This is a genomic window from Rhodococcus sp. EPR-157, from assembly GCF_001647195.1.
Taxonomy (GTDB): domain Bacteria; phylum Actinomycetota; class Actinomycetes; order Mycobacteriales; family Mycobacteriaceae; genus Rhodococcoides.
Genome location: NZ_LVCV01000020.1, coordinates 1 through 23,712, shown reverse-complemented (window position 1 = coordinate 23,712; position 23,712 = coordinate 1). Strand labels below are relative to the sequence as shown.

The following is a 23,712-nucleotide window of genomic DNA, read 5'->3' as shown; positions in this document are numbered from 1 at the left end:
GAGCGTCTTGGCATCTGCGGATTCGCCGTAGTGCTCGAGGGAGATGATCTCGCCGAAGCCGCCGACGATCTTCCACCACGGCATCGCGATGCCGGCTTCGATCGACACACGAGCCTTGACGGTCGGCGGGATGACCTGGTCGCGGTAGTTCTGATCCTGGCTTTCGAACCATTCCACGCACGGCATCGAGACGACACGTGCAGCAATTCCCTGTGCCTCGAGCTGCTTCTGCGCTTCGACGGCGTACTGCAGTTCGGACCCGGTGCCGATGAGCACGACATCGGGCGCTGCCTTGGAGGACTCGGAGAGGATGTAGCCACCCTTCGACACACCCTCGTAGCTCGTTCCCTCCAGAATGGGGATGCCCTGACGCGTCAGGGCCAAACCGACAGGACCGCTGCTGCTGGATCGGGCAAGAACCGACTGCCACGCGTACGCGGTCTCGTTGGCGTCACCCGGGCGAACCACCGACAGATTCGGGATGGCGCGCAGCGCGGCGAGGTGCTCGACCGGCTGGTGCGTCGGACCGTCCTCACCGAGTCCGATGGAGTCGTGAGTCCAGACGTAGATGGGATCGATGTCCATCAACGACGCCAGCCGAACTGCCGGACGCATGTAGTCGCTGAACTGCATGAACGTGCCGCCGTAGGCGCGGGTGGGTCCGTGCATGACGATGCCGGACAGGATCGCGCCCATCGCGTGCTCGCGGATGCCGAAGTGCAGCGTGCGGCCGTAGGGCTCGGCATCCCAGTCGTCGGTGGAGATCGACGTGGGACCGAACGACTTGGCGCCCTTGATCGTGGTGTTGTTGGAACCGGCGAGGTCGGCGGATCCGCCCCACAGCTCGGGCAGAACGGGTCCGACGGCATTGAGGACCTCACCGGACGCCGCGCGGGTTGCGATGGCTTTGCTGCCTGGTTCCCAGGTCGGGAGGACGTCGGTCCAGCCCTCGGGAAGGTCTCCGGAGGTCAGGCGATCGAGAAGCTGCTTGCGCTCGGGCTCGCGTGCGGCCCAAGCGTCGAATTCGGTGTTCCACTCTGCGTGTGCCTTGCGTCCACGCTCGGTAAGCGCCCGGGTGTGCGCAATGACCTCGTCGGTGACCTCGAACTTCTTCTCCGGGTCGAATCCGAGGGCCTTCTTGACCTTCTCGATCTCCTCGTCGCCGAGTGCGGCGCCGTGTACTGCACCGGTGTTCATCATGGTCGGTGCAGGGAACCCGATGATGGTGCGCAGAACGATGATCGACGGCTTGTCAGTGACGGCCTTGGCTGCCTCGATGGCTGCCTCGATCGCGGTGACGTTCTCCCCGCCTTCGACTACCTGAACGTGCCAGCCGTACGCCTCGTATCGAGCGGCCGTGTTCTCCGACAGCGCGATGTCGGTCGAGTGCTCGATCGAGATCTTGTTGTCGTCGTAGAACAGGATCAGGTTGCCGAGCTGCTGCGTTCCGGCCAGTGACGAGGCCTCGGAAGTGATGCCCTCTTCGATGTCGCCGTCCGAGGCGATGACATAGATGAAGTGGTCGAACGGGCTGTCTCCGAGTGCGGGCTCGGGATCGAACAGTCCACGCTCACGCCGCGATGCCATCGCCATGCCGACTGCCGAAGCCAATCCCTGGCCGAGAGGGCCTGTGGTGATCTCGACGCCGTCGGTGTGGCGGAACTCGGGGTGGCCGGGAGTCTTCGACTTGTAGGTGCGCAGCGACTCGATGTCGATCAGTTCGAGTCCGAAGCCGCCCAAGTACAACTGCAGGTACAGGGTCAGGCTCGAGTGACCGCACGAGAGAACGAAGCGGTCGCGACCGATCCAGGTGGTGTCGGTCGGATCGTGACGCATCGTGCGCTGAGAGAGTGTGTAGGCGAGCGGTGCCAGGCTCATTGCAGTGCCGGGGTGACCGTTGCCGACCTTCTGTACCGCATCCGCAGCGAGGACTCTGACGGTGTCGACCGCCCTGGTGTCCAGGTCCGTCCAGTCGCTGGGGTGGTGCGCCGTGGTGAGGACGTCAATATCGTCTGTGATCGACACGAGCAGAGATCTCCTGACATTGGTACGAGTGTGGCCGTAACGCGACCGATCGCGATGTAGATCATTCGCGTCCGCTACCAGCCTAGTTCCGCGCGCGCTTGCTGTCGTGCCATCCCCCTATCAGGCGCCTGCAACGCGGTTTGGGTGCCCTGAGAATTGGAGACGGGGTACTCGGCGTCTACCATCGCCTGTAGTAGTGCGCGCCGCACCGATCGACGGTGGAGAAGTGCGCGCGGAAGATCATGTGTGTTTCGAGCCCGTGCAAGGAGACGTAGTGCGAATTGGGCAGCAGCCGGGCGGCCACGGATTCGCAGGCGGCTCCGGTCATCCCGACGACCACGAGGTCGAGGACTTCAGCGACGAGGGCGCGCAGGTGAAGTCTGCGCCTCGTCGGGCGCTGGCCCTGATCATGGCCTATGTCGCTTTGACCAAGCCGCGAGTCATCGAACTTCTGCTCGTCACGACCATCCCGGCGATGCTGTTGGCCGATCGCGGTCAGGTGCAGCCCGGTCTCATCCTTACGACGCTGTTCGGCGGCATGCTCGCTGCGGCAAGCGCGAATTGCCTCAACATGGTCGCGGACGCAGACATCGACAAAGTGATGGCGCGCACCGCCAAACGACCGCTCGCACGCGGAGCGATGCCCGTCTCCCACGCGTTCGTGTTCGGTGTGACGCTCGGCGTCGTGTCGTTCTTCTGGCTGTGGACCACCACGAACCTGCTGAGTGGAATCCTCGCCGTTGTCACCATCTGCTTCTACATCTTCGTCTACACGCTCGTTCTCAAGCGTCGAACCTCGCAGAACGTGGTGTGGGGCGGTGCGGCCGGCTGCATGCCGGTGATGATCGGCTGGTCCGCGGTGACCGGGACGATCGGCTGGCAGGCCCTGGTGATGTTCATGGTCATCTTCCTGTGGACCCCACCTCATACCTGGGCTCTCATGCTCCGGTACAAGGAGGACTACCAGGCGGCGAATGTGCCGATGCTGCCTGCGGTGGCGTCAGAGACCAAGGTCACCAAGCACATCGTGGTGTACGCATGGGCCACGGTCGCCGCCACTCTTGCACTGGCTCCTGGATCGGGTGTGATCTACGCCGTCGTGGCACTGGCGTCTGGAGTCTGGTTCCTCGTCGTGGCGCATCGACTCTATGCGGGGGTGCGGGCCGGGACCCCGGTCAAACCCCTCAAGCTGTTCATTCTGTCCAACGAATACCTGGCGCTGGTGTTCTGCGGTCTTGCAGTCGATTCCGTCCTCGGCTGGGACACCCTCGCTCAGCTACTGACCTGAGGCCGATACCCGGGAATCACGGGATCAGCACGATGGATCCGGTCGTACGACGCCCTTCGAGGTCCTCGTGCGCAGCAGTGGCTTTCGACAGCGGATAGCGTGCGCCGACTCGGATGTCGAGCGCACCGTCGGACACCGCCTTGAACACCTCACCCGCACGCCATTCCAGTTCACTTCGGTCACGAACGTGGTGGGCAAGTGTAGGGCGCGTCAGGAAGAGCGAACCTGCCGAGTTGAGTCGCTGCGGGTCGAACGGCGGCACCGGACCACTCGCAGCTCCGAACAGGGCAAGTGTTCCGCGAATACGCAGCGACGCCAGGCTCTGCTCGAATGTCGCGGCCCCGACGCCGTCGTAGACCGCGTGGACGCCCTGACCCTCGGTGAGTTCGCGGACCCGCGCGGGAATGTCGTCGTCGTACCGCACTACATCGGATGCGCCTGCGGTGCGCGAGAGTTGCTCCTTCTCGTCCGTGGACACGGTGCTGATCACCCGGACACCCCGAGCGACCGCAAGCTGGGTCAAGATCAGCCCGACGCCACCCGCGCCGGCATGGACGAGGACCGTCTCACCGGACCGAGCAGGGTAAGTGGACCGGATCAGGTAGTGCGCGGTCATGCCCTGTAGCAGCGTCGACGCGGCCTGGTCGGCCGGCACACCTTCGGGCACTGCCACGGCGCCGCGCGCAGGGACCAGAACTTGCTCGGCATAGCTGCCCGGGGCGCTCGCCCAGGCGACGCGCTGGCCTACGAAGAACTCACTCACCTCGGCGCCGACATGCTCCACGACGCCGCATCCCTCGTCACCCGGCACGTAGGGGAGTGCACGGCTGTACAACCCACTGCGGAAGTACGTGTCGATGAAGTTGACTCCTGCCGCCTCGACCCGGACGAGCAGTTCTCCTGGCCCGGGGACCGGCTCTGGAAGGTCGACCGTAGTCATCACCTCGGGGCCACCGTGTTCGCGAATCTCCACTGCGCGCATGCTCCCGTTCTACACGGGTCGCAATGGCAGGTAATGGCGCGGCCGAAGTTACCGGCGGGTATCCTCTTCAGGTATGGCGACCGAAGCAGAGAACACGACATCGGACACGGACGCGGGTACCGACACAAAGGTGAAGGTTCCGCCCCATGCGCTTTCCGCGATCAAGGCCTTCGTCGGCGAACACGGTGGTACCGGCAACGTGGTCATCCAGCCGATCGGCCGTGTAGGCACCCGGGTGACCCTCGTCGGTGCCGACGGCGTTCTCGGTGATCAGGTCGTGGAGAACAACGACATCGCCCACGCACTCGTCGACGCGGTCGACGGACTCACCGAGTCCGAATGGGATCGCGAACTGGTCAGTTCGGTCAATCCTGCTCGCGGGCACTACCGCAAGATGGCCGGGTGGGTTGCTCGACAGACTCGCTTCCCCAAAGCGCGTAACGCAGCCATGGAATAGAGCTCGAAAAAAATTCGGCACTCGCCGGAACCATTCGACGGTTCGTTGCGTCGAAACATATGGAGAGGTAGTCGGTCGTCTGAGGGGGAGACCGGCTACCTCTCCTCCGTCATACAGTGCTCGGCTCCACACTTGGCGTCCGCACTCGGCATGCAGCCCATACGGCTGCCGTTGCGGCGGTGCATGCTCCTGCTCCCGCCACATGCACGGCAACGAGTGCGGCAGGCACGTCGGTCAGATACTGAACGATTCCGATGAGCGCCTGCGCGAGCACGATCGCGACGACTATCTTCAAGCGTTTCTTGACCATCTCCGGAGCCCCGACTGCGTAGAGAGCGAATCCGAGGCCGACCAGCAGCGCGAGATAGCCCACCAGGAGTTGTGAGTGCAGGTGCACGAGCGTCACTACCTCCACCTGGAAGCGGGGGACGGGTTCGTCGATGCTCTTGTCTCCCGCATGCGGGCCGGCCCCCGTGACCATCGTGCCTGCGATGAGAACACCGGCGAGCAGAATTCCAGACAACCCGGTGAGAAGTCGCAGAGGTTCGGGAACCGTCTTCGTCACCAGCGAGTCGGAATCGCGTTCACCGATCTTGAAGTACAGCAGCGTCGCCAACCACACCATCGCCATCGATGCGACGAAGTGGATCGCGACGGTCCACCACAGCAGGCCGGTGAGCACGGTGACTCCACCGAGAATGGCTTGCACGACGGTTCCGAGTGGCATCAGCCATGCGAAGACGAGGACCCCGCGGCGACGGCGTGCGCGAGTGACCGCGAGCACGACGGCCGCGGCCGCGAGTACGACCACGAACGTGAGTAGCCGATTGCCGAATTCGACGGCCTGGTGCAGGACCGGAACTTCGGAGACACCGACGGGTGTGAAGCTGCCGGGAAAGCACTGCGGCCACGTCGGACATCCGAGACCGGACGCGGTGACGCGCACGATCGCGCCGGTCACAGCTATCCCACCCTGGGTGAGGATGACGATGAACGCCAGGATCTTCTGCACCCGCAACGACGGCAGTGGCAATCGGTCGACAAGACGCAGGAACACTCGATACAGCACGTGACGATGGTAAACGGCGGTCAACTACAGGCTGTCGTTGACCCCGTCGGCCTGCTCAGGTGAACCGGAAGGTGCGTACCGCGAGCCAGCCGCACAGCAGCGCCCACCCGGTGAGGACGGCTATCCCGAACCAGTCCAGCGAGCCGGTGACGGCTTGACCGAGCGCTTCGGCGAGAGCGCCGGACGGCACAACTCGCGCGATGGTGTGCAGCGCGGTAGGGAGGTCCTCGGCCAGTACGACGAGTGAGCCTATTCCCAGCATGACGAACCAGAGAATGTTGGCGAGCGCGAGAACGATCTCGGCTCGCAGAGTCCCGCCGAGCAGCAGGCCCATCGTCGCGAACGTCACGGTCCCGAGCGCTATCACCACTGCACCGAGAAGTAGCCCGGCTGGGGCGGGTCGCCATCCGAGTGCAAGTCCGATCGAGCCCAGCACGACCGACTGCAGGACGACGACCAACAGTACGGCGGCAGCCTTGCCCCCGATGATTCCCCACTTGGGCAACGGCGTCGCACCCAGGCGTTTGAGCGCACCGTAGCGGCGGTCGAAACCTACTGCGATGGCTTGGCCGGTGAAGGCCGTCGACATGACGGCCACCATCATCACTGCGGGAACGACCTGGTTGACCGGTTCGGTTCCCATCGCGCCGAGCGGGAGCAGAGTCAGCCCGACCAGAAGGGTGATCGGAATGAACATGGTGAGCAGCAGTTGTTCACCGTTTCGCAGCAACAGCTTCAATTCGAGGAGCGATTGCGCCGTCAACATGACCATCGGCGAACTGGGCTGCGGTTTCGGGGCGAAGAGCCCGACTTCGAAGCGATTGTCGGCCACCCGGACATCTCTGCGCGCCGTCATCGTCTCAGCTCCCTGCCGGTCAATTCCAGAAATACGTCTTCCAGGCGCCGTTGATCGACCTGGAGTTCGGTGGCAAGGACGTCTTGTTCGGCGCACCACGACGTGACCGTGACCAGGATCGGCGGCTCGATGACGCCTTCGATCACATATGAACCAGGTGTCTCTTCGGTCGGGTGGTAACCGGGAGGCAGAGCCGCATCGAGCAGCGACAGCTCGAGACGCGGAGGGGCGCTGAATCGCAACCGACCCTCGGCGCCCTGTTTGGTCAGCTCGGACGCGGTCCCGGAGGCGACGATCTTGCCGTGATCGATGATGACCAATTCGTCGGCGAGTTGCTCTGCTTCGTCCATCAAGTGTGTCGTGATGAGGACGCTGACGCCGTCGCGGCGAAGTGCGTCGATCAACTCCCACACCAGCAACCGTGCCTGCGCGTCGAGCCCTGCGGTCGGCTCGTCGAGGAAGACGAGTTCGGGACGGCCGACTATGGCGCATGCCAATGCCAGTCGCTGCTGCTGCCCGCCGGACAGACGTCGATACGGGGTCTTGACGGCGTGTTCCAAGCCAAGACAATCGAGAAGCCAGTCGGGGTCGAGGGGGTCGGCCGAGTACGACGCGACGAGTCGGAGCATCTCACCGGCTTTCGCCCCCGGATAGGCGCCACCGCCCTGCAGCATGACGCCGATGCGCGGGCGTAGCTGTGAGGATTGACCGACAGGATCGAGACCCAGTACGCGAACGGTGCCCGAGTCCGGAGTGACGAATCCTTCGCACATCTCCACCGTGGTGGTCTTGCCTGCGCCGTTCGGGCCGAGCAGCGCCAGTACCTGCGCTTGACCGACCTCGAGTCGGAGGCCATCGACCGCCGCCACGCCGTCGTACGTCTTTCGTACGTCGGTCAACTGCACTGCGGGCTGCGCCGACTTCGACGCCCCGCTTCTTCTCTGCGCACCGGCGATCACGAGGAACCAGCGTATTCCTCGCCCGCGCGGCCCGGCACCGGTGGTCCGGTCGTGCCGCGCCACGGCAGACTGGAGCGGGTAAGCAGAAACAGAATTCCAATGGTCAAGATGGTCATCACCGCCGCTTGAACGATCTGGAACGGCTGGTACTCGCTGCCGTTCGGCATCAGGATGACACTCACGATCGAGGAGAAGGCGATGGCCGGTCCGCGGAAAGCGCGAGTCGTCGCCCACGCCGCGAGTGGGGTGACTGCCCATAGCAGGTACCAGGGCTGGACCACCGGGAACAGCAGTACCACCGCACCCAGAGTCACCCCGAGGGCTCCGACCGGATGCAGACGTCCCTTCAGTACCGCGACCAACATGCGCAGCGCGACGAACCCGGCGACGACGGCGGCAATCGGACGCGTGAGACCGAGCACAGCAGTCGTGTGGTCACCCAGCCCGAGCAGAACCCCGGCGAAACCGGTACCGAGGCCCAGGATCGTCGGTATCGACATCCAGCTCCGCACGACACCCGCCGTACCGAGTGTATTGATCCACCCGAAGCCCAACCCACTGACGACGCTGACCCCGCCGATGATCACGATGGCGACGGCACCGAGCAGCGCCGCGGACGACAGGACCGCCCGCGGCGTCCCACCCCATCTCCTGGCAAGCGCCATTCCGACGAAACCGAGGGCGATCAACGACGGAATCTTCACCGTCGACGACAACGCGATGAGTCCGGCACCGGCTATCAAGAGCAGCAACGGCTTTCCATGCAGCGGCTTCGCGGACCCTATTGCACGTAGACCCAGCTCAGTACCCGCCAGCATCAGTCCGATCATCAACGCCTCGTTGTGAATACCTGCCACGAGGTGAAAGAGCAGGAGGGGGTTGGCGGCGCCGAGCCACAGCGCGCTGACCGAGGCGACACCACACCGACGTGCCAGGCGGGGAAGCGCCCACACGATCAGGGCGACCCCGGCGAGGGCGAGCAGGCGATGAAAGAAGATGCCGGCGACGATGTTCTCTCCGGTCAACCAGGTGATTCCTTTACCCATCCAGAGAAACAGTGGGCCGTAGGGTGCTGGGGTGTCGCGCCAGATGTTCGGCACCGTACGAGTGAGTACGTTGTCGACGCCGAGGGCCCCAGCGGGACCGATCGCATAGGGATCGAGTCCGCGGGCGGTGATCTCGCTCTGCGCGAGATACGAGTAGACGTCGCGGCTGAACATCGGGGGCGCGACACACAGCGGCAGGATCCACAGCAGGAGCGTCCGGTCCAACTGAGACCGCGTCATCCGACGAGGTACGTTTCCGTCCCGGAGCCGACCTACTGCGAATCTGCCGAGGAGCAACCAGGCCAGCACCACCATGACCGTGCCGGTCATGGTCACGGTCAGTGCGGTCGTCGCCATCCGAGAGGGAAGGCTGAGTATCCGGATTCCGACGACGGGGTTCTGAAGCACCGGTTGTGCCCCCGCTCCCAGCGCACCGAGAGACATCATGATCGCTCCGGCGGCACCGAAACGTCGAATTCCGCGCAGTTGACGGGTCTCGGTTTCGTTCAGGCCGGGCGCTTCGGCCTCGTCGCCGTGAAGGACCGAAACACTGGACGAGGGTTGGTTTGCATCGAGACCGACGATGCGTCTGACGGTGTGGGCGACGCGCGCGCGAATCGGCAGTTCTGGTTCCGGCCGAGTCTCGTCGGAGTTCAGCTCGTCTGCGGTCGGTGGCACGTTGGCAGCGTAGCCGTGACCACTTCGAACGTCTGAAGGCCGTTAGCGCTGACGCGTCCGGGGAAGTATCCAACTCCATGCGGGGGCGATGTATTCCCTGGTCCCGCCATCGGGTGAAGAAGGGCACCCTTGCTGGACCGGTGTCGACAATTCCGTCACACTGGTGTTGTGAAAACAGCAACGAGCTCTACGCGTGCGGACGGAAGTGTCGATGTCGGCATGACTGCTCCGCCGGGAGTCGAGGCTGTGCTGAGTTCTTCGGCCGCTGGTCAGGCTACCGCGGGCCAAGAAGGACACACTCGTTCTGCTGTGGTGACACTTCTTCTCGAAGAGGGTCCGATCACCGCCTCGGATATCGGTAATCGGCTCGGCTTGAGCGCAGCAGGCGTTCGCCGTCACCTCGAAGCTCTCATCGACAACGGGGAAGCACGTGTCGCGCCGGTGCGCGCACTTCGTCAGCGCGGTCGTGGCCGCCCTGCCAAGCACTTCCAGCTGACCGCCGTTGGACGCAACAAGCTCGGCCATACGTACGACGATCTTGCCGGCGCTGCGATGCGTCAGCTGCGCAAGATCGGTGGGGACGCCGCAATCGAGACCTTCGCACGCCAGCGAGTCGATGCGATCGTGGCGGACGTCGAACCCGTGGACGGTGACCGTCCCGCCGACGTCGAGGAAGCCGCCGACAGGATTGCGGACGCATTCACCGCAGCTGGTTTCGCCGCATCGACGCGGGTGGTGGGCAACGGTGTACAGATTTGCCAACACCACTGCCCGGTCTCGCACGTCGCCGCAGAATTCCCTGAGCTCTGCGATGCGGAGCGTGCCGCGTTCTCCGAATTGCTCGGCACCCACGTGCAACGCCTCGCGACCATCGCGAACGGCGACTGTGCCTGCACCACCCACGTACCCCTCAACATGCCGACCAGACCAACCACCCCCTCGACAGTGTCCGGTGCGCAGCCCCGCGCCGGAGAACGCACAAGCCTCCGGAAGGAGCTCGCATGACCGTCACACCAGATCAGGTGACACCAGCAGCGCCGATGACCCCAGCAGTGCCGATGACGCAGGACGAGACCATTGCCTCGCTCGGCACCTACGGCTACGGCTGGTCCGACTCGGACGTTGCCGGTGAAAGCGCGAAGCGCGGCCTTTCGGAAGCAGTCGTGCGCGACATCTCTTCCAAGAAGAGCGAGCCCGAGTGGATGTTGGAAGCTCGGCTGAAGGCGCTGAAGACCTTCGATCGCAAGCCGATGCCGAACTGGGGTTCCAACCTCGACGGAATCGACTTCGACAACATCAAGTACTTCGTGCGCTCCAGCGAGAAGCAGGCTGCAACGTGGGAGGACCTGCCGGAGGACATCAAGAACACCTACGACAAGCTCGGCATCCCCGAGGCGGAGAAGCAGCGCCTGGTTTCCGGTGTCGCCGCTCAGTACGAGTCCGAGGTGGTCTACCACTCGATCCGTGAGGACCTCGAAGCGCAGGGTGTGTTGTTCCTCGACACCGACACCGCGCTCAAGGAGCAGCCGGAGCTGTTCCGCGAGTACTTCGGCACCGTGATTCCCGCAGGCGACAACAAGTTCTCCGCGCTGAACACGGCCGTATGGTCCGGTGGATCGTTCATCTACATCCCGCCGGGCGTTCACGTGGACATCCCGCTGCAGGCCTACTTCCGGATCAACACCGAGAACATGGGTCAGTTCGAGCGCACGCTGATCATCGTCGACGAGGGTGCCTACGTGCACTACGTCGAGGGTTGCACCGCGCCGATCTACAAGTCGGATTCGTTGCACTCCGCCGTGGTGGAGATCATCGTCAAGAAGGGCGGTCGTTGCCGCTACACGACCATTCAGAACTGGTCGAACAACGTCTACAACCTGGTCACCAAGCGCGCGAAGGCCGAGGCAGGCGCAACGATGGAGTGGGTCGACGGCAACATCGGCTCCAAGGTCACCATGAAGTACCCGGCCGTCTGGATGACTGGTGAGTACGCCAAGGGCGAGGTTCTCTCGGTCGCGTTCGCCGGACCGGACCAACACCAGGACACCGGCTCGAAGATGCTGCACCTGGCGCCGCACACCTCGTCGAACATCGTCAGCAAGTCGGTGGCGCGTGGCGGAGGCCGCACGTCGTACCGAGGCCTGATTCAGATCAACAAGGGCGCCTACGGTTCGCGCTCGACGGTGAAGTGCGATGCGCTGCTGGTCGACACGATCTCGCGCTCGGACACCTACCCGTACGTGGACATCCGCGAGGACGACGTCTCGATGGGACACGAGGCAACCGTGTCCAAGGTCAGCGACGATCAACTTTTCTACCTGATGAGTCGTGGTCTGACCGAGGACGAAGCAATGGCGATGGTCGTGCGAGGTTTCGTCGAACCGATCGCTCGTGAGCTCCCGATGGAATACGCGCTCGAGCTCAACCGGCTCATCGAGCTTCAGATGGAAGGGTCGGTCGGATAAGTGAGCAATCCCCTTGCAGGAGTTCCTCTCGACGGAGTGATCGGCGCAGTCAACTCCGAAAACCCGACCTCGGGCCGGGAAGACAAGTCGAAGCTCGTCGCCAACAAAGGTGCTCAGTTCACCTCGTACGACGTCGACGCCTTCGAGATTCCGTCCGGGCGCGACGAGCTGTGGCGCTTCACACCGCTTCGGCGGCTGCGTGGTCTTCACGACGGGTCTGCGCCGGCCACCTCGGGCGCCGATATCGCAGTGTCCGCCCCCGACGGAGTGACGATCGAGAAGGTCGGCCGTGACGACAAGCGTCTCGGCGTCGCCGGCGTCCCCGCGGACCGTGTCGCAGCTCAGGCGTATTCGGCGTTCGCAGAGGCAACCGTGGTGACTGTTGCATCGGAGGTCGAGGTCGACGGGCCCGTCGACATCACGATCACCGGACCCGGCATCGATGCAGTGGCTTACGGGCACCTGCAGATTCGGCTCGAGAAGTTCGCGAGGGCCACCGTGGTGATCGATCAGATCGGCAGCGGAACGTACGCCGAGAACATCGAGTTCATCGTCGACGACAGCGCACAACTCACCGTCGTCCTGATTCAGGACTGGGAGACCGACACCGTGCACGTTGGGGCGCACCACGCTCGCCTCGGTCGCGATTCGGTACTCCGCCACTTCAACGTAAGTCTCGGTGGCGACCTGGTTCGCGTCAGTCCCACGGTCCACTACGACGCTCCGGGAGGCGACGCGGAGCTCTTCGGTCTGTACTTCGCCGATGCCGGTCAGCACCTCGAACAGCGGCTGCTGGTGGACCACACGGCTCCCAAGTGCAAGTCGAATGTGCTCTACAAGGGCGCACTTCAGGGTGAGACCGGACCGGGAAAGGTCGACGCACACACTGTGTGGATCGGGGACGTGCTCATTCGCGCGGAAGCCGAGGACACCAGCACGTTCGAGTTCAATCGCAATCTCGTCCTCACCGACGGTGCACGCGCGGACTCCGTGCCGAACCTCGAGATCGAAACGGGTGAGATCCTCGGCGCCGGACACGCAAGTGCCACCGGCCGATTCGACGACGAGCAGTTGTTCTACCTGCGCGCCCGCGGAATTTCCGAAGAAGCGGCCCGCCGATTGATCGTGCGCGGCTTCTTCCACGAGATCATCGACCGGATTCCGGTCGCTGCGGTGCGCGAGCGACTCGACGCCGCAATCGAGACCGAACTCGCCCTGACCGGCGCCTAGTCATTTAAACGAACTTCGTAAGGAAACGTCATGTCCACGCTAGAAATCCGCGACTTGCACGTCAGCGTCGCCAACTCGGACGCCTCCGCAGATCCGATCGACATCCTCAAGGGAGTCGACCTGACGGTGAAGTCCGGCGAAACCCACGCCATCATGGGTCCCAACGGATCCGGCAAGTCCACGCTGTCCTACGCGATCGCAGGACACCCCAAGTACACCGTCACCTCGGGGACCATCACTCTCGACGGCGAGAACGTTCTCGACATGAGCGTCGACGAGCGTGCTCGTGCAGGCTTGTTCCTCGCGATGCAGTACCCCGTCGAGGTGCCCGGCGTGTCGATGTCCAACTTCCTCCGCACGGCCGCGACCGCTGTCCGTGGGGATGCACCGAAGCTTCGCCTGTGGGTCAAAGAAGTGAAGAACGCGATGGGCGAGCTGGAGATCAAGGACGAGTTCGCTGACCGTAGCGTCAACGAAGGGTTCTCCGGTGGCGAAAAGAAGCGTCACGAGATCCTTCAGCTCGGTCTGCTCAAGCCCAAGATCGCCATCCTCGACGAGACCGATTCAGGGCTCGACGTCGATGCGCTTCGCGTGGTGTCCGAGGGAGTCAACGCATACAAGGAGCGCGAGGACGGCGGAGTTCTGCTGATCACGCACTACACGCGAATCCTGCGATACATCAAGCCGGACTTCGTACACGTCTTCGTCGGCGGCAAGATCGTCCAGTCGGGCGGCGCAGAACTCGCCGACGAGCTGGAGTCGAACGGCTACGCCGGATTCACGCAGGCTGCAACGACCGGAGCGTGACCATGGCCAGTCCTGCACCAGCAACCCTGAACGAAAGAACATTCGACGTCGCGTCGGTCCGAGCGGACTTCCCGATCCTGGCTCGGACGGTACGCGACGGCAAACCGCTGGTGTATCTCGATTCCGGTGCTACGTCTCAGCGTCCGGTGCAGGTGTTGGATGCCGAACGTGAATTCCTGGTCACGTGCAACGCGGCTGTCCATCGGGGTGCACATCAACTCGCGGAGGAAGCCACCGACGCGTACGAGGGTGCTCGTGCGCTCATCGGAACGTTCGTCGGTGCAGATGCCGACGAGTTGGTGTTCACCAAGAATGCGACCGAGTCGCTGAACCTGATTGCCTACGTTCTCGGCGACGATCGCTTCGACCGCCATGTCGGGCCTGGCGACGAGATCGTCATCACCGAGTTGGAACATCACGCGAATCTCGTTCCCTGGCAAGAACTTGCCCGACGTACCGGGGCGACCCTGCGCTGGTACGGCGTGACCGAAGACGGACGGATCGACCTCGACTCACTCGAACTGACGGACGCGGTCAAAGTTCTCGCATTCACTCATCAGTCGAACGTCACCGGCGCCGTGGCACCCGTGGAGGAGCTCGTGCGTCGAGCGCACTCGGTCGGTGCGCTCGTCGTCCTCGACGCCTGCCAGTCGGTTCCGCACATGGCAGTCGACTTCCATGCGCTAGACGTCGACTACGCCGCTTTCTCCGGGCACAAGATGCTCGGACCGTCGGGCGTCGGTGTGCTGTACGGCAAGGCTGCTCTCCTCGAGGCGATGCCGCCGTTCATCACCGGAGGTTCGATGATCGAGACCGTCACCATGGAGAAGACGACGTACGCGCCGCCGCCTCAACGGTTCGAGGCCGGAGTACCGATGACGTCGCAGGTCGTCGGATTGGGCGCTGCAGTGCAGTACTTGGACGCGATCGGGATCGATTCCATAGCGGCACACGAGAAAACGCTCGTCGCAGCAACTCTCGCCGAATTCGGCGCGATCGACGGCCTCCGTGTGATCGGACCGAACGACAACGTGAACCGCGGTTCTGCCGTCTCGTTCGTGGTGGACGGTATCCACGCCCACGACCTCGGTCAGATCCTCGATGACGAGGGTGTTGCGATACGCGTCGGACACCACTGCGCGTGGCCGCTGCACCGCCGGTTCGGTGTTGCTGCAACGGCACGAGCGTCGTTCGCGCTGTACAACACCGTCGACGAGATAGCGGTTCTGGCCAGCGCGATTCGGCGTGCGCAGCGCTTCTTCGGCGGCACCCGCGGAGCAGGAGACGCCTGAGATGCGAATGGAACAGATGTACCAGGAAGTGATCCTCGATCACTACAAGCATCCGCATGGACGAGGCCTCCGCGAACCGTTCGGCGCCGAGGTGCATCACGTCAATCCGACGTGCGGTGACGAAGTGACGCTGCGTGTTCACATCGACACCGATGGCATCGTCGCCGACGTCTCGTACGACGGCCAGGGATGCTCCATCAGTCAGGCGGCCACCTCCGTCCTCACCGACCAAGTCGTCGGGCACTCGGTCGACAGAGCGCTCGAGATCGTCGAAGCATTCAGTGCGATGGTCGGGAGCCGGGGTAACGTCGAGGGGGACGAGGACGTCATCGGTGACGGGATCGCCTTTGCCGGTGTCTCGAAGTACCCGGCACGCGTCAAGTGCGCATTGCTCGGGTGGATGGCTTTCAAGGACGCGGTTGTTCGAATAGTAGAAGCTCCGCACGAAGAACCCGCACGATCGTAGAGGACTGAAAGCATGACCGAAACACCCGTTACAGGTACACCCGAAACTGCGCCGGCGGCACTGACTGCCGAGGAGATCAAGGTCCTGGAGGACCTCGAAGAGGCGATGCGCGACGTCGTGGATCCGGAGCTCGGCATCAATGTCGTCGATCTCGGGCTGGTGTACGACATCAAGATCGACGACGAGGACGTCGTCACCGTCGATATGACATTGACCTCGGCGGCCTGCCCACTCACCGATGTCATCGAGGATCAGGCCCGTGGCGCACTCGTGCGTAGCGGCCTGTGTTCCGATCTCAAGATCAACTGGGTCTGGCTGCCACCATGGGGCCCCGACAAGATCACCGACGACGGCCGCGAGCAGCTCAGGGCGCTCGGCTTCACCGTCTGACGAGTTTCAGGCGCCTTTGCGTTCGGCGGCCTTCTTGGCTGCCGTCTCCTTGGCCGGTGCTTTCTTCGCGGCTGCTTTCTTCGCCGCCGCTGACTTGGTTGCGGCCTTCTTGGCAGGTGCTTTCTTCGCCGGAGGTTTCTGCGCGTCCGTTTTCTCGGCCGACGCAGAACTCTTCGCGTTTTTGCCGGCTGCTTCCACGCTGCGCTGCAAGGCGGCTACCAGGTCGACTACCTCTGCGTCCTCTCCGTCGTCCGAGGATGCCTCCTCGGTACGGATGACCTTCTCGCCACCGTTGGCGATCGTGTCGTCGATCAATTTGCGAAGCTCGATCTGGTAATCGTCGGTGTACTCGGTCGGGTCGAAGTCCGAGGACATACTCTCGACGAGGGACGTCGCCATCTTCACTTCCTGCGGCCGGGCGTCAGGCGCGTCGTCGAGGGACGGAAATTCCGCAGCACGGACCTCGTCGGGCCAGAGCAGGGTCTGAATCACCAACACCTCGTCCCGTACGCGAAGCGCAGCGAGGCGTGTCTTCTGCCGCAATGTGAAATGGACCAGAGCCGTGCGCTCGGTTTCCATCAGCGTTTGGCGCAGGAGCACGTACGCCTTCGGTGACGACGAATCCGGCTCGAGAAAGTAACTCTTGTCGAACAGAATCGGGTCGATCTGGTCGGTCGGAACGAATTCCAGCACCGGTATTTCGTGCTTCTCGGCGGCCGGCAGTTTGTCGAAGTCCTCGTCGGTGATGATCACCCGTTCACCGTCGGGGGAGTCGTACGCCTTGTCGATGTCGGCGAACTGCACCGACTTGCCGCATTCGGAGCACACGCGGTCGTACTTGATCCGACCGCCGTCCTTCGCATGCACCTGGTGGAATCTGATGTCGTGTGTCTCGGTGGCGGAGTACACCTTCACCGGGACGTTGACGAGTCCGAAGGCGATCGAGCCCTTCCAAATGGAACGCATGGGGTTCATGATTCCCGAGATACGTGGCTCAGTCGACCCATAGCTCGAAATTCACCGGCCCAACACAGTGCGAGCGATCGCGAGACGAGCTGCGGACGGCAGTGTCGGAAACATCCTGGTCATGGCGAGGGCAGTACCCGTCGCGTCGGATCGGCCGGACAGATACGACCTCTGTAGTGTCACCGGCAGATCGAAAAAGCTCGCGAAGAAGTGCGGCACCAGCTCGGGATCGAGGCCGAGCGCGGTACGAAGTCCCAGATTCCGCAGACGCTGAACGGTCCACACGGACAGTGTGCCGACTCGTTTTCCGTGCCGTAGCGCTTCGATGACACTGTCGGCCGCAGCCAGGGACGCAGCGACGCTGTATCCAGTTGCAGGATGCATCATCGATGATCGTGCGCCGAACCGCACCGAGCCTCGATCCGAGTGCGAGCGCGGTGGCGGTTGAACCGGAAAGCGGACTCGCTCGACCGGCTCGGTGCCGGACAGCGTCAGTCCTCGACTCGCCAATCTCGTGTGCAGTCTGCGCTGCAGTTCCCGGTAGTCCAGCGGGGGCCTGCCGACCAGGCAGGTTTCTTCGAGCAGCAGGTGGTGTCCGTCGAGCGCGACGGCGTACAGAAAGCTCGGCACCGCCGAGGTCGCGGCACCGTTGTCGTAGCGCCAGTCCATGAACCACGCACCCGAGCCCTCCAGGAGCGGCTCGGCCTGGTCACGGTCGACTACGACGCCGTATGACGTCTGTTCCGCCAGCCCGGTCAGGCCCATCGAACCCCGAGCATCGACGACGGTGCGGCCCGTCAGTTCCCGACCGTCGGTGAGGCGGACCGAGGTCGACGTCACCGACGCGGCAGTGCCCGCCAACACGCGGACTTTCTCGGTCTCGAGAGATTTCTGCAGCGCAGCCGTATCGAGCACGCAGTACGTCCGGTCGATCGGTTGCAGCTTTGTCGTGAACGCTGCGGGCATGTCGGTGATGGAACCGACCGCCGACGTCGGCAACCACTCCGGCAGTTCGTCGGCCCAGGCAGAGTAGGTCGGCGTCCATTGCCGATCCGGATGGGTATCGACGGCGATGACGTCCATGTCCGCGACCGACGCCCGGTTGCTCAGCGCTCGGCCTGCTGGTCCGAGCCCTACGACGACGAGGTCGGCGGACAGTGAACGGTTCACAGTCCGCCGGTTGCCAACAGGCCGCCGTCGACTCTGATCGTTTCGCCGGTGATCCAGGACGATTCGTCGGACACCAGGAACCCGACCAGGCTCGCGACGTCCTCGGGAGTTCCGAGACGCTTCATCGGATAGACAGCAGCGGCTTTGTCCTCGCCTGCCGCGACGAGTGCTTCGGCGAACTTGGTCTTGACGACGCCTGGCGCGACCGCGTTGACCCGGATCGAGGGGCCGAGTTGCCAGGCGAGTTCCTCGGTCAACCGGATCAGTGCCGCTTTGGACGCCCCGTATGCGGCGATGACCCCGGTCGAACGCAACCCGGCGACGCTCGCCAGGTTGACGACTGCGCCTCCGTGCTCACCCATCCATCCGCGATAGGCCTCCTGCACGAACCCGAGCGTCGCTACGACGTTCGTGTCGAAGATCTTCTTGACACCTTCGAGATCGGCTTCCATGAGCGATCCGTACACCGGATTGATGCCGGTGTTGTTGATGAGGATGTCGAGTGAGCCCAACTGCTCCACCGTTCGGTCGACGGCATCACGACGAGAGTCGGCGTCACCTGCGTTGCCCGGCAGGTCCAAGATCTGTGCCCCTGCGGGCGCGCCCGCGAGCAGATCACGAGCGGTCTCCGCGAGGGGTTCCGGCTTGCGCGCCGTGATGGCCACCTTCGCGCCTCGGCTCAGCAGTTCGGCGGCAATTGCCTTGCCGATTCCGCGACTGGCTCCTGTGATCAGTGCAACTCGGCCGGTCAAATCCCTGTTGTGTGCAGTGTTCTCAGCGGTCATGCGCGAGACGTTACCGGTGTCACGGCTCTTCGTGTCCGGAGCACACCGTTGGAGGGGCTAAAATGAGTGGTTGCTCGGGTCACTGAACGATCGTCTTCCCTTTTCTGGCAGCCAGCCAGTCGGGTTTTCGGCCCCGACTCGTCTGCACATCATCCGCAATCGCTAGGAGCCCCCGCGTGATCACCGCCACCGACCTGGAAGTTCGTGCCGGTGTCCGCACGTTGCTCATGGCACCGGGACCTGCGCTTCGCGTGCAGGCCGGCGATCGTATAGGGCTCGTCGGGCGCAACGGCGCAGGCAAGACGACGACCCTGCGCATCCTGGCGGGCGAGGGTGAGCCGTACGCGGGTTCGGTCGTCCGAACGGGAGATCTGGGCTACCTGCCTCAGGACCCGAAGGAAGGCGACCTCGACGTACTCGCCAAGGATCGGGTGTTGTCTGCCCGTGGTCTCGACACGTTGCTCCACCAGATGGAGAAGCAGCAGGCGCTGATGGCCGAGGTCGCCGACGAGAGCCGGCTCGATCGTGCGGTGCGCAAGTACGGCGACTTGGAGGAGCGTTTCGCTTCGCTCGGCGGTTACGAGGCCGAAAGTGAAGCGGCGCGAATCTGCAACAGTCTCGGACTCGCCGATCGCATTCTCGCCCAGCCTCTGCGGACGCTGTCCGGCGGGCAGCGACGACGCGTCGAACTCGCCCGGATCCTTTTCGCTGCGTCCGACGGCAGCGGTGGACGTAGTGACACCACCTTGCTCCTCGACGAGCCCACCAACCACCTCGACGCGGACTCGATCACCTGGCTGCGCGGATTTCTGCAGAGTCACGAAGGTGGCTTGATCGTCATCAGTCACGATGTCGAACTGCTCGGCGACGTGGTCAACCGGGTCTGGTTCCTCGACGCCGTTCGTGGCGAAGCCGACATCTACAACATGAATTGGAAGAAGTACCTCGACGCACGCGCAACGGACGAGCAGCGCCGACGCCGCGAACGCGCGAATGCGGAAAAGAAGGCCGGCGCATTGCGCGTTCAGGCCGCCAAGATGGGCGCCAAGGCAACCAAAGCTGTTGCGGCGCAGAACATGGCCAAGCGTGCGGACAAGCTTATGGCTAATCTCGACGCCGAACGAGTGTCCGACAAGGTCGCCCACATTCGCTTCCCTGATCCCGCGCCGTGCGGCAAGACGCCCCTCATGGCCAAGAACCTCACCAAGATGTACGGCTCACTCGAGATTTTCGCCGGCGTCGACCTCGCGATCGACAGGGGCAGTCGAGTAGTGGTCCTCGGACTCAACGGCGCCGGTAAGACGACGCTGTTGCGGATCTTGGCAGGAACCGAGAAGGCCGACACCGGTGAGATCGAACCGGGCCACGGAATGCGTGTCGGATACTTCGCGCAGGAGCACGACACGCTCGACGACAACGCGTCCGTGTGGGAGAACATCCGTCACGCAGCGCCCGATACCGGCGAGCAGGAGCTGCGATCGTTGCTCGGTGCGTTCATGTTCACCGGACCTCAACTCGAGCAGCCGGCGGGAACGTTGTCCGGTGGCGAGAAGACTCGTCTCGCTCTGGCCGGACTGGTGTCCTCGGCTGCGAACGTACTGCTGCTCGACGAGCCGACCAACAACTTGGACCCGATTTCACGTGAACAGGTCCTCGACGCTCTGCGTAGCTACAAGGGCGCGGTCGTTCTCGTCACCCACGATCCTGGTGCTGCCGAGGCGCTCTCGCCCGAGCGCGTGATTCTTCTTCCGGACGGCACCGAGGACCACTGGTCGCAGGAGTATCTGGAGCTTATCCAGTTGGCGTGATCGCGGCCTGATATTCGGCTGTTCGCCCGTGGTGGGTGTCTGTGTCATCTACCCTTCAGGGTAGGGGGAATTCGTGAGCGAAGAGCCACCTGCTCGGCTCCAGCGTCGCTGACTGGAGGAACCTATGGCGCGGTCGAATGCACCGTCGTACGTGAAAGGCGCTCGTATCACGGGTGATTCACGCGACCGATTGCAATCCACACTGAAGGAACTCTACGAGGCCGGAGCCAGCATCAGATCGTTGGCAGACCGCACGGGCCGGTCGTACGGATTCGTTCACAAGGTGCTCGCCGAGTCCGGCACAGTCCTGCGATCGCGGGGCGGACCGAACCGCAAGAAGGCCGGCGTACAGCCCTAGCTCGTTGGGTCCGGCTTCCGAACGGACTCCTCGACGAGGTCGAGCACCGCGGACAGATTCTGTCCGCCCTGCCCTGACGCGATGCGCGCGACCAGCCCGTCGAGTATCAAGTCGAGATAGTCGACCATCACCTCTTGCGCGACGTCGTCGCGCAATCGACCAGCTGTCTTCTGACGTTCCAGTCGTGCGGCCGTTGCATCGGTGAGCTCGGCCGACTGCTCGGCCCAACTTCTTCTGAAGTCGAGGTCCGTGCGGAGTCGCCGGGCAATTTCGAGCCTGGTACCGAGCCACTCGAATCGATCCGGTTCCTCGAGCATGTCCCTCATCACCTGGACGAGACCTTGAGTCGATGCCACCTCCGCCATCCGACGCGCATCCTCCTGCGCGAGCGCGAGAAACAACCCGTCCTTGTCCTTGAAGTGGTGGAAGATCGCACCGCGGGACAACCCGGTAGCTTGTTCCAGACGCCGAACCGTTGCGCCTTCGTATCCGTGTTCGCCGAAGCACTTGCGTGCGCCGTCGAGGATCTCGCTACGCCTCGCGGCCAATTGGTCTTCACTGACCTTCGGCACTGTGTGTTGTCCCCACTCTCGCTGAGATGTCCCTCGAATGACGATGGACCCGGAAGAGACATGCTTTCCGGGTCCATCGTCTTCCGAGAAGGATCAGTACATCGAACTGGTAGAGCCGATCATCATCCCCTGATCATGTTGCGGAGCACGTACTGCAGGATGCCCCCGTTGCGGTAGTAGTCCGCCTCGCCGGGTGTATCGATACGGACGACCGCGTCGAATTCGACCTTGCTGCCGTCGGTCTTCGTCGCCGTCACAGCCATCGTCTTCGGCGTGATGCCGTCGTTCAGCTTTTCGATTCCGACGATGTCGAAGGTCTCGGTTCCGTCGAGCTTCAGCGACGCAGCGCTCTCGCCGACAGGGAACTGCAGCGGAACGACACCCATACCGATCAGGTTGGAGCGGTGAATGCGCTCGAACGACTCGGTGATGACGGCCTTGACACCGAGGAGCGAGGTGCCCTTCGCTGCCCAGTCACGCGAGGAACCCGAACCGTATTCCTTACCGCCCAGGACGACGAGCGGGATGCCGGCTGCCTGGTAGTTCTGCGACGCGTCGTAGATGAACGACTGCGGTCCACCGTCTTGCGTGAAGTCGCGGGTGTAGCCACCCGAGACGTCGTCGAGGAGCTGGTTCTTGAGGCGGATGTTCGCGAACGTTCCGCGAATCATGACCTCGTGGTTTCCACGACGCGATCCGAGCGAGTTGTAGTCCTTGCGTTCCACACCGTGCGAATCCAGGTACTGCGCAGCAGGCGTGCCTGCCTTGATCGGGCCTGCGGGGCTGATGTGGTCGGTGGTGACCGAATCGCCGAGCAGCGCGAGGACACGTGCGCCCTTGATGTCCTTGACCGGAGCCGGATCCATCGTCATACCGTCGAAGTACGGAGGCTTCCGCACGTAGGTGGACTTCGGATCCCATTCGAAGGTGTCGCCCTCGGGGGTGGAGAGGTTCTGCCAACGGCTGTCGCCGGCGAAGATCGTCTCGTAGGACTTGGTGAACATGTCCCGGCTGATCGACGACTTGATCGTGTCCTCGATCTCCTGCGACGACGGCCAGATGTCCTTCAGGAACACGGGGTTGCCCTCGTGGTCGTTGCCCAGCGCGTCGGTCTCGAAGTCGAAGTCCATCGTTCCCGCGAGACCGTAGGCGATGACCAGCGGAGGCGAGGCCAGGTAGTTCATCTTGACGTCGGGGGAGATGCGACCTTCGAAGTTGCGGTTGCCCGACAGCACTGCGGTGACCGACAGGTCGTTGTCGTTGATCGCTTTCGAGATCGGCTCGAGCAGCGGACCGGTGTTGCCGATACACGTCGTGCAGCCATAGCCGCCGAGGTAGTAGCCGAGCTTCTCGAGGTACGGCCACAGGCCGGCCTTCTCGTAGTAGTCCGTGACGACCTGCGAGCCGGGCGCCATGTTGGTCTTGACCCAGGGCTTGGTCGAGAGGCCCTTCTCGACGGCGTTGCGGGCGAGCAGGGCTGCGCCGAGCATGACCGACGGGTTCGAGGTGTTGGTGCACGACGTGATGCCGGCGACGACGACAGCGCCGTGATCGAGAACGAACTCGCCGCTCTCGTCGGTGGTGACCTTGACCGGCTTGCTCGGGCGCCCCTCGGCACCGTTGGCTGCGGTCTGAACGTTGATTGCGCCGTCGTCCGCGAAGGACAGCGTGGCAGGGTCGGAGGCCGGGAAGGATTCCTCCACAGCCTCGTCGAGCTGCGAGTGCTCGGTCGGGTAGTTCTCCTCCACGTAGTTGTGGATGTCCTTGCGGAAGGCAACCTTGGACTCGGACAACAGGATTCGATCCTGCGGACGCTTCGGCCCTGCGATGGACGGAACGACCGTGTTGAGATCGAGCTCGATGTACTCGGAGTACACGGCTTCTTTCTCGGGGTCGTGCCACATGCCCTGTTCCTTGGCGTACGCCTCGACGAGCGCGAGCTGCTCGTCGCTGCGGCCGGTCAGGCGCAGGTAGTTGATGGTCTCTTCGTCGATCGGGAAAATCGCTGCCGTGGAACCGAATTCGGGGCTCATGTTGCCGAGC

Annotated in this window: 22 protein-coding genes; 11 read left to right on the top strand and 11 right to left on the bottom strand. The window is 63.5% G+C overall.

What is annotated here, in order from left to right; translation table 11 throughout:
• On the bottom strand, window positions 1-2,025 hold a 2,025-nt coding region (gene tkt / locus A2J03_RS00905; protein WP_068368442.1), incomplete at its 3' end, for a transketolase.
• 274 nt (window positions 2,026-2,299) lie between these two features.
• On the opposite strand from tkt, the gene A2J03_RS00900 reads away from it, so the two are divergent.
• Window positions 2,300-3,313, top strand: a complete 1,014-nt coding sequence (locus A2J03_RS00900; protein WP_068368453.1) for a heme o synthase — start codon at window positions 2,300-2,302, stop codon at window positions 3,311-3,313.
• A 16-nt stretch (window positions 3,314-3,329) separates the two neighbouring features.
• Here the strand turns inward: A2J03_RS00900 and A2J03_RS00895 are convergent, their stop codons facing one another.
• Window positions 3,330-4,295 (bottom strand): quinone oxidoreductase family protein, encoded by a 966-nt coding sequence (locus A2J03_RS00895; RefSeq protein WP_068368439.1) that lies wholly within the window; start codon window positions 4,293-4,295, stop codon window positions 3,330-3,332.
• Between the two features lie 73 nt (window positions 4,296-4,368).
• Between A2J03_RS00895 and A2J03_RS00890 the strand changes: the two genes are divergently transcribed.
• Window positions 4,369-4,752, top strand: coding sequence for a hypothetical protein (locus tag A2J03_RS00890; protein ID WP_068368435.1), 384 nt, complete (start codon window positions 4,369-4,371; stop codon window positions 4,750-4,752).
• A gap of 109 nt (window positions 4,753-4,861) precedes the next feature.
• Here the strand turns inward: A2J03_RS00890 and A2J03_RS00885 are convergent, their stop codons facing one another.
• Genes A2J03_RS00885 through mptB form a run of 4 tightly spaced genes read right to left on the bottom strand, consistent with a single transcriptional unit; the run spans window position 4,862 to window position 9,360 of the window.
• Window positions 4,862-5,821, bottom strand: coding sequence for a COX15/CtaA family protein (locus A2J03_RS00885; RefSeq protein WP_068368432.1), 960 nt, complete (start codon window positions 5,819-5,821; stop codon window positions 4,862-4,864).
• Window positions 5,822-5,876: 55 nt separating this feature from the next.
• Window positions 5,877-6,677 (bottom strand): ABC transporter permease, encoded by an 801-nt coding sequence (locus tag A2J03_RS00880; RefSeq protein ID WP_068368429.1) that lies wholly within the window; start codon window positions 6,675-6,677, stop codon window positions 5,877-5,879.
• Complete coding sequence (locus A2J03_RS00875) at window positions 6,674-7,636, bottom strand: ABC transporter ATP-binding protein (protein ID WP_231912308.1); 963 nt, start codon at window positions 7,634-7,636, stop codon at window positions 6,674-6,676. Before A2J03_RS00875 ends, A2J03_RS00880 begins: the two co-directional genes overlap by 4 nt.
• The gene (gene mptB, locus A2J03_RS00870) at window positions 7,633-9,360 is read right to left on the bottom strand and encodes a polyprenol phosphomannose-dependent alpha 1,6 mannosyltransferase MptB (RefSeq protein ID WP_068368425.1); all 1,728 of its coding nucleotides are present in this window, start codon (window positions 9,358-9,360) and stop codon (window positions 7,633-7,635) included. The genes A2J03_RS00875 and mptB overlap by 4 nt, the downstream gene beginning before the upstream one ends.
• Before the next feature lie 168 nt (window positions 9,361-9,528).
• Here mptB and A2J03_RS00865 point away from each other — a divergent pair, with 168 nt between their 5' ends.
• From A2J03_RS00865 to A2J03_RS00835, 7 genes are read left to right on the top strand one after another with little or no spacing between them, the layout of a single operon-like run.
• The gene (locus A2J03_RS00865; protein WP_442971308.1) at window positions 9,529-10,365 is read left to right on the top strand and encodes a helix-turn-helix transcriptional regulator; all 837 of its coding nucleotides are present in this window, start codon (window positions 9,529-9,531) and stop codon (window positions 10,363-10,365) included.
• Window positions 10,366-10,418: 53 nt separating this feature from the next.
• Window positions 10,419-11,825, top strand: a complete 1,407-nt coding sequence (gene sufB / locus A2J03_RS00860; RefSeq protein WP_442971309.1) for a Fe-S cluster assembly protein SufB — start codon at window positions 10,419-10,421, stop codon at window positions 11,823-11,825.
• Window positions 11,826-13,055, top strand: coding sequence for a Fe-S cluster assembly protein SufD (sufD, locus tag A2J03_RS00855; RefSeq protein ID WP_068368419.1), 1,230 nt, complete (start codon window positions 11,826-11,828; stop codon window positions 13,053-13,055). It begins immediately after the preceding gene.
• Between the two features lie 30 nt (window positions 13,056-13,085).
• The gene (sufC, locus tag A2J03_RS00850; RefSeq protein ID WP_068368416.1) at window positions 13,086-13,862 is read left to right on the top strand and encodes a Fe-S cluster assembly ATPase SufC; all 777 of its coding nucleotides are present in this window, start codon (window positions 13,086-13,088) and stop codon (window positions 13,860-13,862) included.
• Window positions 13,863-13,864: 2 nt separating this feature from the next.
• Window positions 13,865-15,154, top strand: coding sequence for a cysteine desulfurase (locus A2J03_RS00845; RefSeq protein ID WP_068368413.1), 1,290 nt, complete (start codon window positions 13,865-13,867; stop codon window positions 15,152-15,154).
• Between the two features lies 1 nt (window position 15,155).
• On the top strand, window positions 15,156-15,620 hold the full coding sequence (sufU, locus tag A2J03_RS00840; protein WP_068368410.1) for a Fe-S cluster assembly sulfur transfer protein SufU: 465 nt from the start codon (window positions 15,156-15,158) through the stop codon (window positions 15,618-15,620).
• Between the two features lie 12 nt (window positions 15,621-15,632).
• Window positions 15,633-16,010, top strand: coding sequence for a metal-sulfur cluster assembly factor (locus A2J03_RS00835; RefSeq protein ID WP_068368407.1), 378 nt, complete (start codon window positions 15,633-15,635; stop codon window positions 16,008-16,010).
• A 6-nt stretch (window positions 16,011-16,016) separates the two neighbouring features.
• On the opposite strand, the gene ku is transcribed toward A2J03_RS00835, so the two are convergent.
• Genes ku through A2J03_RS00820 form a run of 3 tightly spaced genes read right to left on the bottom strand, consistent with a single transcriptional unit; the run spans window position 16,017 to window position 18,931 of the window.
• Entirely contained in the window at window positions 16,017-16,976 is a 960-nt protein-coding gene (gene ku / locus A2J03_RS00830; protein WP_068368404.1) for a non-homologous end joining protein Ku, read from the bottom strand.
• Window positions 16,977-17,027: 51 nt separating this feature from the next.
• Window positions 17,028-18,146, bottom strand: coding sequence for a lycopene cyclase family protein (locus A2J03_RS00825; RefSeq protein WP_068368401.1), 1,119 nt, complete (start codon window positions 18,144-18,146; stop codon window positions 17,028-17,030).
• Entirely contained in the window at window positions 18,143-18,931 is a 789-nt protein-coding gene (locus A2J03_RS00820; RefSeq protein WP_068368398.1) for an SDR family oxidoreductase, read from the bottom strand. The genes A2J03_RS00825 and A2J03_RS00820 overlap by 4 nt, the downstream gene beginning before the upstream one ends.
• A 176-nt stretch (window positions 18,932-19,107) precedes the next feature.
• On the opposite strand from A2J03_RS00820, the gene A2J03_RS00815 reads away from it, so the two are divergent.
• On the top strand, window positions 19,108-20,739 hold the full coding sequence (locus A2J03_RS00815; protein WP_068368395.1) for an ABC-F family ATP-binding cassette domain-containing protein: 1,632 nt from the start codon (window positions 19,108-19,110) through the stop codon (window positions 20,737-20,739).
• A 124-nt stretch (window positions 20,740-20,863) separates the two neighbouring features.
• A complete protein-coding gene (locus A2J03_RS00810; RefSeq protein ID WP_068368392.1) occupies window positions 20,864-21,097 on the top strand; it encodes a helix-turn-helix domain-containing protein in 234 nt (77 codons plus the stop codon).
• On the opposite strand, the gene A2J03_RS00805 is transcribed toward A2J03_RS00810, so the two are convergent.
• Window positions 21,094-21,669 carry a TetR/AcrR family transcriptional regulator gene (locus A2J03_RS00805; protein WP_068368389.1) on the bottom strand — a complete coding sequence of 192 codons (576 nt, stop codon included), beginning with the start codon at window positions 21,667-21,669 and terminating at the stop codon, window positions 21,094-21,096. The genes A2J03_RS00810 and A2J03_RS00805 overlap by 4 nt on opposite strands.
• 122 nt (window positions 21,670-21,791) lie before the next feature.
• A partial coding sequence (acnA, locus tag A2J03_RS00800; protein ID WP_068368386.1) for an aconitate hydratase AcnA occupies window positions 21,792-23,712 on the bottom strand: 1,921 nt, incomplete at its 5' end.

Excerpts from the sequence above, each read along its gene's own strand:
- sufC (WP_068368416.1), top strand. The coding sequence starts at position 13,086 with ATGTCCACGCTAGAAATCCGCGACTTGCACGTCAGCGTCGCCAACTCG.
- A2J03_RS00895 (WP_068368439.1), bottom strand. The coding sequence starts at position 4,295 with ATGCGCGCAGTGGAGATTCGCGAACACGGTGGCCCCGAGGTGATGACT.
- sufB (WP_442971309.1), top strand. The coding sequence starts at position 10,419 with ATGACGCAGGACGAGACCATTGCCTCGCTCGGCACCTACGGCTACGGC.
- A2J03_RS00845 (WP_068368413.1), top strand. The coding sequence starts at position 13,865 with ATGGCCAGTCCTGCACCAGCAACCCTGAACGAAAGAACATTCGACGTC.
- A2J03_RS00880 (WP_068368429.1), bottom strand. The coding sequence starts at position 6,677 with ATGACGGCGCGCAGAGATGTCCGGGTGGCCGACAATCGCTTCGAAGTC.
- ku (WP_068368404.1), bottom strand. The coding sequence starts at position 16,976 with ATGCGTTCCATTTGGAAGGGCTCGATCGCCTTCGGACTCGTCAACGTC.
- A2J03_RS00810 (WP_068368392.1), top strand. The coding sequence starts at position 20,864 with ATGGCGCGGTCGAATGCACCGTCGTACGTGAAAGGCGCTCGTATCACG.
- A2J03_RS00890 (WP_068368435.1), top strand. The coding sequence starts at position 4,369 with ATGGCGACCGAAGCAGAGAACACGACATCGGACACGGACGCGGGTACC.
- A2J03_RS00835 (WP_068368407.1), top strand. The coding sequence starts at position 15,633 with ATGACCGAAACACCCGTTACAGGTACACCCGAAACTGCGCCGGCGGCA.
- sufU (WP_068368410.1), top strand. The coding sequence starts at position 15,156 with ATGCGAATGGAACAGATGTACCAGGAAGTGATCCTCGATCACTACAAG.
- A2J03_RS00820 (WP_068368398.1), bottom strand. The coding sequence starts at position 18,931 with ATGACCGCTGAGAACACTGCACACAACAGGGATTTGACCGGCCGAGTT.